An 11,565-nucleotide genomic window follows, 5' to 3' on the forward strand; every position below is an offset into this window, starting at 1 on the left:
GAAAATGCCGTCATCGTGACTGGAAAAGTCGACCGGCTCGGTTAACATGCGCGCCAGTGAAATCGCTATCAAGGATGTGTTGTGTCGTTTGGCTCTGCTTCACCCCACTCGCCGCTGGTACTGGCGCTGATCTTCAGCCCGCCGTTGCTGGCCGACGACCTGTTTCTCGACAGCGAGCCACTACCGCACGTCCTGACGGCCACGCGCCTGAAACAGTCGCCGGCCGCGGTGCCGGGGAGCATGACGGTGATCGACAGCGAATTGATCAACGCCAGCGGCGCCCGGGACATCAGCGAGCTGCTGCGCCTGGTGCCGGGAATGATGGTCGGCAACATCACCGGCAATCAGGCCGCGGTGAATTACCACGGCACCAACGCCAGCGAAGCGCGGCGCATGCAGGTGCTGATCGACGGCCGCTCGGTGTACCGCGCCGGCCTGGCCACGGTGGACTGGAGCGACATCCCGGTGGCCATGGAAGACATCGAACGCATCGAAGTCTTCCGCGGCCCGAACACCGTCAGCTATGGCGCCAATGCGCTGATGGCGGTGGTCAACATCATCACCCGCAATCCGGCCGACAGCCACGGTACGCGAATGAAGGTCACCCGCGGCCAGCGCGGCATCGACGATTTCTACGCCAGTCAGGGCGTGGGTTGGGACGGTGGCGACTTGCGTCTGTCGCTGTCCGGCCAGCAGGACGACGGCTTCGACTCCGACCGCAAGGGCGCGGACTATCGCGACAGCCGCCGCCTGAACCGCCTCAACCTCGCCGTCAGCCAGACGCTCAATGAACAGCAAAGCATCGACTGGCAATTAAACGCCAAGGACGGGAGCAATCAGCGGCCTTATACCTACCGCCCAGTGTTCTCGGGGATTACCGCTGCCGGGAACAATTCCGACGTTGTCGCCAAAGACTACGCCGGCTCCTTGCGCTGGAACCTCGACCTCAACCCCGATCACAGCCTTTATATTCAAGGTTCGGCCCAGCATTGGGATCGTCAGCAAACCTGGCGCGCCTGCGACGCCGAAGTGTCGTTCAGCCCCGAACTGACCCAACTCTGGCAGCTCAACCCGAATTACACCGAACGCCTGGCGCGCAACATCGAGCGTTACCTCGGTCCCGGCGCACCGGCCGGCACGGCAGCGGAGCAAGCCCTGGCCAATCAAGTGCTGGACCAGTGGCGAAACGGCGCCCGGCAAACCCTGTGCGGTGACATTGACCAGAGCACCCGGGAATCGCGCTACGACCTCGAATTGCAGGACACCCTCAGCCTGTCCGACAGCCTGCGACTGGTCAGCGGCTTGAACTATCGTTACGACCGGGCCGATTCCGAGACTTACTTCAATGGCACGCTCGATGACACGACGTGGCGAGCATTCGGACAACTCGAGTGGCGAGCGACCGAACACTGGCTGCTACAGGGCGGTGCGATGTTCGAAGACACGCAATTGACCGGCAGTTCGCTGACCCCGCGGGTGGCGGTCAACTATCTGATCACGCCGCGCCACGGTTTGCGCGCAGTGTATTCGGAAGCCATCCGTTCGCCGGACATGTTCGAGAACAACGTCAACTGGAGTTACCGGGTGACCAACCTGCAACCCGCTGCCTATGGCCAGAACAGCGCCCGTTACTTCGTCAGGACCCGCGGCCCCGGAAACCTTGAGCAGGAACACATGCGCTCGAGGGAACTGGGCTACAACGGCTTCTTCGCCGAGTGGGGGCTGGCGGTGGACGTGAAGGTGTTCCACGACGAGATCACCGGCATGATCAGCGAGCCGTTGCGCAACAATCAGTACATCGCCAGCAACGCCAACAGCTCGCGCTTCACCGGGGCGGAAACCCAGCTCGACTGGCACCTTAACAGTGCCGACCGGCTACGCCTGACCTACGCCTACGTCGATGCCCAGGCGAGCAATCCGCTGGATGCGCAACAGACCGCGCGCAACAGTGGCTCGGCCGGTTGGCTGCGCAACTGGGGCTACGGCTGGAACAGCGCACTCTTCTATTACGGTGACGATGCGCTCAACGGCTATCGTTTCGAACGGGTCGACACACGCATCGCCAAACGCATCGGCCTGGGCAAGGCCAGCCTGGAACTGGCCGGTGTGCTCCAGCAACGTCTCGATAATCAACCCACCACGTTCGTTGATAATAATTACGACGATCGACGGGTGATGTACTTCAGCGCGGAGCTGGCGTTCTAGATGCTGCGGTGTCCGTCGCCCAAGACGCCATTTATTGGCCGCCTGCTGGCCGGGTTGTGCCTGGCGTTTGCCGGTTGGCTGGTGAGCCTGTCGGTCAGCGCCGAGGACATCCTGCTGACCGGTGCCGACGACAGTCCCGGCATGCAGGCTTTCGCGACGGCCCTTGGCGAATTGCGTCCTGGCGACACGGTGCGTTTCCAGCCACTGACCGGTCTGCCGGCGCCGAGCAAATTGCCCGCGGGCATTCGTTTGATCCTGCTGGACCTGCCCAGCCTCGACTGGCGCCTGCAAGATGCCCAGGGGCCGGCAACGCTGGTGCTGCGCATCAGTCGCCTGCAAGCCCGTCAACGCCTGGGCACTGCCCTGCCCGCCCGTTTGAGTCTGCTCTGGAGCGATCCGCCGCCCGATCGGCAATTACGCCTGGCCCGAACCCTCCTGCCTCAAGCCAGACGGATCGGTGTGCTGTACGACGACCATAGCGAGTTCCTCTTGAATGAACTGCGCCAGGCCGCCCGGCCACTGGGCCTCGAAATCGTCACCGAACGCTGGGACAACACTAATGACAGTCGCCCCTTGCAAACCCTGCTGAAAAACAGCGACGTGCTGCTGGGCCTCGACGATCCCGACCTGTATAACCCCAAAACCGCGAAAAACCTGCTGCTCAGCAGCTACGCACGACAAACCGCGCTGATCGGCCCGAACGCCGGTTTCGTCAAGGCCGGAAGCCTGACCAGCAGCTACAGCGACCAGAGCGACTGGCTGGCGATTCTCGACGAACTGCTCGACCAGCCACCGGCCACCTGGCCACGCACGCATTACGCCAACCGCTTCAAAGTCTTGAGTAACCCGCAAGTGGCTCGTTCATTAGGCATTGAACAGATCAATGAAGCGTTGGTCGCAACACAGTTGGCCGAAGGAGAAAGCCGCCCATGACTTTCCGTCGTCGTTGGGACATCAATACCCGCACGCAGATCATCAGCCTCGGCCCTGCCCTTTTGCTGACCTTGCTGTTGATCAGTTTCTTTACCTTCGTGCGGATCCAGGACCTGCGTCAGGAACTCAATCACACCGGTCAACTGATTGCCAACCAACTGGCGCCGGCCGCCGAATACGGGGTGATTTCAGGCAACAACGAAGTGCTCGAAAGCCTGCTCAAGGCCACCCTGGCCACGCCCAATGTGCGCTTTCTGGAAGTACAGGACAGCGCCAACCGGATTCTGGTGTATGTCGAGCACCCGTCGGAAACCCACACCCGCTCGCAACAGGTCGAAGTGTTCCAGGCGCCGGTGCGCCTGCAACGGATCGCGCTGCACAATGATTTCTTCCAGGGCAGCAAAGACGTCACCACCGCCCCCGCCGAGGATTATCTGGGCCGGGTGATCGTCGGTCTGTCGAACGACGCCTTCAGCAAGCGCCAACAGGAAATCCTGTTCAAGGCCGGTGTCCTCGCACTGTTCGCCCTGTTGTTTACTTTCCTGATCGCCCGGCGCCTGGCCGGCAGCCTGTCGCAGCCGATCCGCGATATCGGCAACGCGGTCAAGGCGATCCATAGCGGCGACTACAAGACGCCGCTGCCGATTGTCGACGACACCGAACTCGGCGCACTGTCGCAGCACATCAACAACCTCGCCAGCGGTCTCGAACAGGCCAGCCGAGAACAGCATCAGGCCATGGCGCAGTTGATCCAGACCCGCGAAGAAGCGGAAAAGGCCAACAACGCCAAATCCGATTTCCTGGCGATGATGAGCCACGAACTGCGTACCCCCATGAATGGCGTGCTCGGCATGCTGCAACTGCTCGAAACCACCGAGATGACCGAAGAACAGGTCGAGTACGCGGCGCTGGCCTCGGAGTCCACCGAACACCTGCTCAAAGTCATCAACGACATTCTCGACTTCTCGCGCATCGAGCGCTCGGAACTGGAGCTGGAACACATTCCGTTCAATCTGGCGGACCTGATCAGCAGTTGCGCCCAGTCGTTCCAGCACAGCGCTTTGCAACGCGGGCTCGATCTGGCGCTGCTGATCCCCGAAGACATGCGTGCATTGCAGGTTCAGGGCGACCCGACGCGGATCCGGCAGATCCTGGTGAACCTGGTGGGCAATGCGCTGAAGTTCACCGAGCAGGGCCGCGTCACCATCGAACCGCAATGGCAGTCGCTGGATCATGAATTGTTGTGGTTCACCTGCACCGTGCGCGACAGCGGGATTGGTATCCCGGCCGAAAGCCTGGAATTGATGTTCAACGCGTTCCAGCAGGCTGACAGTTCTATTTCAAGGCGTTACGGCGGCACCGGACTGGGACTGCCGATTGCCCGCACCCTGGCGGAACGCATGGGCGGCACCTTGCGCGCCCAGAGCGAGGAAGGCCGCGGCTCGGTGTTCACCCTGGAAATCCCGCTGGCGCTGTATAAACAGACGCTGCCGGTGCGCACGCCACGCGCGCAGACCGGCAGTGGTGATGGCGAAGGCCGCAATGTGCTGCTGGTCGAGGACAACCCGGTCAACCAGACCGTCGTCGAAGCGATGTTGCGCAGCCTGGGCTTTAAGGTCAGCGTTGCCACCGACGGCGCCCAGGCGGTACGCAGCGCCGAAAGCCTGATCTTCGAAGCCATTCTGATGGACTGCCGACTGCCGATCATCGATGGCTACGAAGCCACGCGACAGATTCGCCAACTGCCCGGCTGCACCGATCTTCCGATCATTGCGCTGACCGCCAACGCCTTGCAGGGCGACCGTGAAGCCTGTCTATCGGCGGGAATGAACGATTACCTGGCCAAGCCGTTCAAACGCACTGACTTGCAGCAAATTCTGCAGCGATGGGTGCAGTAGTGCAGGCCTTTCGACCATCTGCGACTGGCGTGAAAGGCGAAAGTGCGGCAGTCTTAGGCACCCGAACAGGCCCGAAAAGGGGCTTGAATAAAAATTTCAGTGCACAAGTGTACATTCATGTCCTTGGTGCTGTGACTTTCACCACAACGCAATAGTCTATGAGTAGGCTGCTGACTCGAGGCATGAACGCTTCGATCGGCCGGGAAGATTTGCCCCACCTGCCGCATGGGACTATTGAGGAGCTCGCATGACCAAACAAAACGCCTTTACTCGGGAAGACCTGCTGCGCTGCAGTCGCGGTGAGCTGTTCGGCCCAGGTAACGCGCAACTGCCCGCCCCGAACATGCTGATGGTGGACCGCATCACCCTGATCAGCGAAGAAGGCGGCAAGTACGGCAAAGGTGAATTGGTCGCCGAGCTGGATATCAATCCGGACCTGTGGTTCTTCGCCTGCCACTTCGAAGGTGACCCGGTGATGCCAGGCTGCCTGGGCCTCGACGCCATGTGGCAACTGGTCGGCTTCTTCCTCGGCTGGCAAGGCCTGCCGGGCCGGGGCCGCGCCCTGGGTTCGGGCGAAGTGAAGTTCTTCGGTCAGGTTCTGCCGACCGCGAAGAAAGTGACCTATAACATTCATATCAAGCGCGTCCTCAAAGGCAAGCTGAACCTGGCCATCGCCGATGGTTCGGTGACGGTCGACGGTCGCGAGATCTACACCGCCGAAGGCCTTCGGGTCGGCGTTTTCACCTCCACTGACAACTTCTAAGGGTTATCCGCATGCGCCGCGTCGTTATCACTGGTCTGGGCATCGTTTCGTGCCTGGGCAATGACAAAGAGACCGTCTCCGCTAACCTGCGTGCAAGCCGCCCTGGCATCCGGTTCAATCCGGAATATGCCGAAATGGGTCTGCGTAGCCAGGTTTCCGGCTCCATTGACCTTCCCCTCGAGGAGCTGATCGATCGCAAGATCTATCGCTTCGTCGGCCATGCGGCGGCTTACGCCTACCTGGCCATGAAAGACGCCATCGCCGACTCCGGTCTGACCGATGAGCAAGTCTCCAACCCGCGTACCGGCCTGATCGCCGGTTCCGGTGGCGCCTCCACGCTGAACCAGATGGAAGCGCTGGACATCCTGCGCGAGAAAGGCGTGAAGCGCGTTGGCCCATACCGCGTCACGCGGACCATGAGCAGCACCGTTTCCGCTTGCCTGGCCACCCCGTTCAAGATCAAGGGCCTGAACTACTCCATCGCTTCTGCCTGCGCGACCAGTGCTCACTGCATCGGTACCGCCATGGAACAGATCCAAATGGGCAAGCAGGACATCGTGTTCGCCGGCGGCGGTGAAGAAGAGCATTGGAGCCAGTCGTTCCTGTTCGACGCCATGGGCGCATTGTCCAGCCAGTACAACGAAACCCCGGAAAAAGCTTCCCGTGCCTACGACGCCAAGCGTGACGGTTTCGTCATCGCCGGCGGTGGCGGCATGGTCGTGGTTGAAGAGCTGGAACACGCTCTGGCCCGCGGCGCGAAGATCTACGCGGAAATCGTTGGCTACGGCGCAACTTCCGACGGCTACGACATGGTCGCCCCAAGCGGCGAAGGCGCCATCCGCTGCATGCAGATGGCAATGTCCACCGTTGACGCACCGATCGACTACCTGAACACCCACGGCACTTCGACTCCGGTCGGCGACGTCGCGGAAATGAAAGGTGTACGTGAAGTGTTCGGCGACAAGGCCCCGGCCATCAGCTCCACCAAGAGCCTGTCGGGTCACTCCCTGGGCGCCGCCGGCGTTCACGAAGCGATCTATTGCATGCTGATGATGGAAGGCAACTTCATGGCGGGTTCCGCCAACATCGACGAACTGGACCCGGAAGTGGCAGACATGCCGATCCTGACCAAGACTCGCGAAGACGTCGCCTTCAACACCGTGATGAGCAACAGCTTCGGCTTCGGTGGCACCAACGCGACCTTGGTACTGCAGCGCTGGCAGGGTAAGTAACACCCCGCCACAACGCCGCACATAAAAACGCCCCGACTGGTTCGGGGCGTTTTTTTTGTGCCTGAAAAATGCCGAACACCGCGGTTCCTGTGGGAGCGGGCTTGCTCGCGAAGAGGCCGTTTCAGGCGATAGAGTTGGCGACTGAAACACCGCTTTCGCGAGCAAGCCCGCTCCCACAGGTTTTGCGTACAGCCTGCGGTTTTTGGTCGTCGCGAACATGAAGCTTTTGTCATGAAACTCAACGCCCTGCGACCGAATGCCGCGTGTTTGGCGGGCTGCAGGACTTTTACCGATTTCGCAAAAATTCGTTACCGAACTCAGTCGTTTACTTAGCCAGCTAACCAAACATATAACAGAGTCCTGCACACGCCTTGCTGCAGATATCACAGAGATTGGAGCTAGCAGATGACTGTAAAAGTAACTGAACGCGACGATTCACATAAGTCCCACGAAGGCGTAGCCGCCGGCATCCGGATCTGGGACGTGCACCAACAAGACCTTCTGGTGGGGATGTTCCACTCCGAAACCGATGCCCACAGTTACAAGGCCGAACTGGAAAAACTGGAGCAGCAACGAGCGCTCAAATCCGCATAAGCAATCACAGCATTGAAAACGACAAACCCCGCCATGAGCGGGGTTTGTCGTTGTTGCAACCTAAGGGTTTACCACATCAGATCATCAGGGATCTGATAGGCCGCGTACGGATCGTCCTCGGCGGCGGCTTCTTCGGTCTGCACGTTCAGCTGCACGATGCGCTGTGGATCGCGCTCCTGGATCTTCAGGGCCGCTTCACGGGGGATCACTTCGTAACCGCCGGCATGGTGCACGATCGCCAGCGATCCATTGCTGAGCTTGTTGCGCATCAAGGTGTTGACGGAAAGGCGCTTGACCTTCTTGTCGTCGACGAAGTTGTAGTAGTCCTCGGTGGTCAGCTTCGGCAAGCGCGAGGCTTCGATCAATTGCTTGACCTGCGCGGCGCGGGCCTTGGCCTCGGCCTTCTCCTGCTGCTGGCGGTTCAGCTCCTGGTCGCGCTTGACCTTTTCAGCCATGGCTTCCTGGGCCGCACGCTGCTGGGAATCATCGAGTTCGATCTGGCCTTTATGGACCAGGCGCTGTTGTTTCTGCTTCTCTTTGCCGACCTGTTTGGCCTGCTTTTGGTTGACCAGCCCTGCCTTTAGCAACTGGTCGCGAAGGGAAATGCTCATGGTGCTTATTTCTCACTTAGGCCACTGCTCAACCGCAGCTGGGCAAATTCTTTTCCTGACGTTTGGCTTCGCCCCACAGGGCGTCCAACTCTTCGAGGGTGCAATCTTCTATGGGACGGTGGGTATCGCGCAATGCCTGTTCGATAAAACGGAAGCGTCTTTCGAATTTGCTGTTGGCACCGCGCAAGGCGGTTTCCGGATCGACCTTGAGATGACGCGCCAGATTGACCACGGAAAACAGCAAGTCGCCGACCTCATCGGCAATCGCTGCCGAGTCATTGTCGGCCATGGCTTCGAGCACTTCATCGAGTTCTTCACGAACCTTGTCCAGCACCGGCAAGGCGTCCGGCCAGTCGAAACCGACCTGCCCTGCGCGCTTCTGCAACTTGGCCGAGCGGGATAACGCCGGCAGCGCGGCGGGCACATCATCGAGCAAGGACAATTGTTCCGGCGCCGCAGACTTCTCGGCGCGTTCTTCGGCCTTGATCTCTTCCCAACGCTGCTTGACTTGTTCCTCACTCAGATGCGGAACATCCAGCGGCGCGTACAGATCGCCTGTGGGAAACACGTGAGGATGACGGCGGATCAACTTGCGGGTGATGCTGTCGATGACACCGGCGAATTCGAAGCGCCCTTCTTCCCGGGCCAGTTGGCTGTAATAAACCACCTGGAACAGCAAATCGCCCAGCTCACCCTGCAAGTGATCGAAGTCACCGCGCTCGATGGCGTCAGCGACTTCGTAGGCTTCCTCGAGGGTATGCGGGACGATAGTGGCGTAGGTTTGCTTGATGTCCCATGGGCAACCGAACTGCGGGTCGCGCAGGCGGTTCATCAGGTGCAGCAAATCTTCAAGGCTGTACATCAAACTCTCTCATTGCAAAAATCCTTGTGGGTGCGGCGGTGCGTCGATTCGACTTGCTCGCGAAGACGGAGGCACATTTAACATCAATGTACCCATTAGACCGCTTTCGCGAGCAAGCCCGCTCCCACATTGGATCGGCGCTGATCATCACGGTGTACGGTTACGCCGGGTTTCGATGATGTTCGGCAGCTGGGAAATCCGCCCCAGCAACCGCCCAAGCGCATCCAGCCCCGGAATCTCGATGGTCAGGGACATCAACGCGGTGTTGTCCTCCTTGTTCGAGCGGGTGTTGACCGCCAGCACGTTGATCCGTTCGTTGAGCAGCACTTGCGAGACGTCACGCAGCAAACCGGAACGGTCGTAGGCGCGAATGATGATGTCCACCGGGTAGGTGAGCACCGGCACCGGGCCCCAGCTGACCTGGATGATCCGCTCCGGCTCGCGCCCGCCCAGTTGCAGCACCGAGGCACAGTCCTGACGGTGAATGCTCACGCCACGGCCCTGGGTGATGTAACCGACGATCGCATCGCCCGGCAACGGCTGGCAGCAGCCGGCCATCTGGGTCATGAGGTTGCCGACGCCCTGAATCTGAATGTCGCCACGCTTGCCCGGCTTGTAGCCGGTGGCCTTGCGCGGGATCAGCTCCAGCTGTTCGTTGCCGCGTTCCGGCTCGACCAGTTGCTGCGCCAGATTGACCAGCTGCGCCAGGCGCAAGTCGCCAGCACCGAGGGCGGCAAACATGTCCTCGGCCGTCTTCATGTTGGCTTTTTCGGCCAGCTTGTCGAAGTCCACCGCCGGCAGGCCGAGGCGCGTGAGTTCGCGTTCGAGCAGGGTTTTACCTGCCGCGACGTTCTGGTCACGTGCCTGCAATTTGAACCAGTGAACAATTTTCGCCCGCGCCCGCGAGGTGGTGACGTAACCCAGGTTCGAGTTCAGCCAGTCCCGGCTTGGCGTGCCGTGCTTGCTGGTGATGATCTCGACCTGTTCACCGGTTTGCAGGCTGTAGTTGAGCGGTACGATGCGCCCGTTGATCTTCGCGCCACGGCAGTTGTGACCGATTTCGGTGTGCACGCGGTAGGCGAAGTCCAGCGGCGTCGCGCCTTTCGGCAAATCGATGGCGTGGCCGTCCGGGGTGAAGATGTACACCCGGTCCGGTTCGATATCGACCCGCAACTGTTCCGCCAGGCCACCAATGTCGCCCAGCTCTTCGTGCCACTCGAGCACCTGACGCAGCCAGGAGATTTTCTCTTCGTAGTGGTTGGAACCGGATTTGACGTCGGTGCCCTTGTACTTCCAGTGCGCGCAAACGCCCAGCTCGGCTTCTTCGTGCATGGCGTGGGTGCGGATCTGCACTTCCAGCACCTTGCCCTCAGGCCCGATCACCGCGGTGTGCAGCGAGCGGTAGCCGTTCTCTTTCGGGTTGGCGATGTAGTCGTCGAATTCTTTCGGGATGTGCCGCCACAAGGTGTGGACGATGCCGAGCGCGGTGTAGCAGTCGCGCATTTCCGGCACCAGCACGCGCACGGCGCGCACGTCGTAGATCTGGCTGAACTCCAGACCCTTGCGCTGCATTTTGCGCCAGATCGAATAGATGTGTTTGGCCCGCCCGCTGATGTCGGCCTCGACGCCGGTGGCCTGCAATTCGACTTTCAGCTGGTTCATCACATCGGCGATGAAGCGCTCGCGATCCAGACGCCGCTCGTGAAGCAACTTGGCGATCTGCTTGTACTGATCGGGCTCGAGGTAACGGAAGGACAAGTCCTCCAGTTCCCACTTGATGTGACCGATACCGAGACGGTGGGCCAGCGGCGCGTAGATGTCGAAAACTTCACGGGCAACGCGGTTGCGCTTCTCGTCGTCTGCCGTTTTGACCGCACGGATCGCGCAGGTGCGCTCGGCCAGTTTGATCAGCGCGACGCGCACGTCGTCGACCATGGCCACGAGCATCTTGCGCAGGTTTTCCACCTGGCCCTGAGTGCCCAGCACCAATGATTGACGCGGGCTCAGGCTGGCGCTGATCGCCGCCATGCGCAACACGCCGTCGATGAGTTTGGCGACCACCGGACCGAAACGCTGGCTCACCTCCGGCAGTTCGATCTGGCCTTCACGCACGCCGCGGTACAGGACCGCGGCGACCAACGAATCCTGATCGAGTTTGAGGTCGGCGAGAATCTCGGCGATCTCAAGGCCCGTGCGGAAACTCGAGGTCCCTTCGGACCATAGATTCTTCGCCGCATTGGCTTGTTGTTCGGCGGTGCGAGCGAACTCGCACGCGTCCTTCAAGGCTTCGCGATCCAGTGCCAGATCGACACTGACCGCATGATCGAGCCAAGCCTCGAGGTTGATGCTGCCGTCCGTGTTGATCGGCTGGTGTGCTCTCACCTGTACCATCTTGCTTTACCTTCCCTACGACGCAGATTCAATGCGTCAAATCGCTGACCTTCGTTGCCGGGGTGCACTCGCGGGG

At 60.6% G+C, this 11,565-nt stretch carries 9 protein-coding genes; 6 read left to right on the plus strand and 3 right to left on the minus strand.

Annotation, left to right across the window (positions count from 1 at the left end; all coding sequences use genetic code 11):
* The first annotated feature begins 81 nt into the window (after nt 1-81).
* The 6 genes from J2Y86_RS10530 to J2Y86_RS10555 all read left to right on the plus strand — a co-directional run bounded on the left by J2Y86_RS10530 (nt 82) and on the right by J2Y86_RS10555 (nt 7,625).
* Entirely contained in the window at nt 82-2,205 is a 2,124-nt protein-coding gene (locus J2Y86_RS10530; protein ID WP_253430624.1) for a TonB-dependent receptor plug domain-containing protein, read from the plus strand.
* Nucleotides 2,206-3,138 carry an ABC transporter substrate-binding protein gene (locus J2Y86_RS10535; RefSeq protein ID WP_253430626.1) on the plus strand — a complete coding sequence of 311 codons (933 nt, stop codon included), beginning with the start codon at nt 2,206-2,208 and terminating at the stop codon, nt 3,136-3,138.
* The gene (locus J2Y86_RS10540; RefSeq protein WP_253430629.1) at nt 3,135-5,036 is read left to right on the plus strand and encodes an ATP-binding protein; all 1,902 of its coding nucleotides are present in this window, start codon (nt 3,135-3,137) and stop codon (nt 5,034-5,036) included. The genes J2Y86_RS10535 and J2Y86_RS10540 overlap by 4 nt, the downstream gene beginning before the upstream one ends.
* Before the next feature lie 247 nt (nt 5,037-5,283).
* Entirely contained in the window at nt 5,284-5,799 is a 516-nt protein-coding gene (fabA, locus tag J2Y86_RS10545; RefSeq protein WP_003227150.1) for a 3-hydroxyacyl-[acyl-carrier-protein] dehydratase FabA, read from the plus strand.
* 11 nt (nt 5,800-5,810) lie between these two features.
* Nucleotides 5,811-7,031, plus strand: a complete 1,221-nt coding sequence (gene fabB / locus J2Y86_RS10550; protein ID WP_017340165.1) for a beta-ketoacyl-ACP synthase I — start codon at nt 5,811-5,813, stop codon at nt 7,029-7,031.
* 405 nt (nt 7,032-7,436) lie between these two features.
* Nucleotides 7,437-7,625, plus strand: a complete 189-nt coding sequence (locus J2Y86_RS10555) for a hypothetical protein (RefSeq protein ID WP_253430632.1) — start codon at nt 7,437-7,439, stop codon at nt 7,623-7,625.
* Nucleotides 7,626-7,693: 68 nt separating this feature from the next.
* Here J2Y86_RS10555 and J2Y86_RS10560 read toward each other — a convergent pair whose 3' ends face one another.
* The 3 genes from J2Y86_RS10560 to relA form a co-directional block, all read right to left on the minus strand.
* On the minus strand, nt 7,694-8,236 hold the full coding sequence (locus J2Y86_RS10560; RefSeq protein WP_253430635.1) for a DUF2058 domain-containing protein: 543 nt from the start codon (nt 8,234-8,236) through the stop codon (nt 7,694-7,696).
* 28 nt (nt 8,237-8,264) lie between these two features.
* Nucleotides 8,265-9,098 (minus strand): nucleoside triphosphate pyrophosphohydrolase, encoded by an 834-nt coding sequence (mazG, locus tag J2Y86_RS10565; protein ID WP_253430638.1) that lies wholly within the window; start codon nt 9,096-9,098, stop codon nt 8,265-8,267.
* A gap of 147 nt (nt 9,099-9,245) precedes the next feature.
* A complete protein-coding gene (relA, locus tag J2Y86_RS10570; RefSeq protein WP_253430641.1) occupies nt 9,246-11,489 on the minus strand; it encodes a GTP diphosphokinase in 2,244 nt (747 codons plus the stop codon).
* Nucleotides 11,490-11,565: the final 76 nt, after the last annotated feature.

The sequence above is a fragment of the Pseudomonas migulae genome, assembly GCF_024169315.1.
GTDB classification, from domain to species: domain Bacteria; phylum Pseudomonadota; class Gammaproteobacteria; order Pseudomonadales; family Pseudomonadaceae; genus Aquipseudomonas; species Aquipseudomonas migulae_B.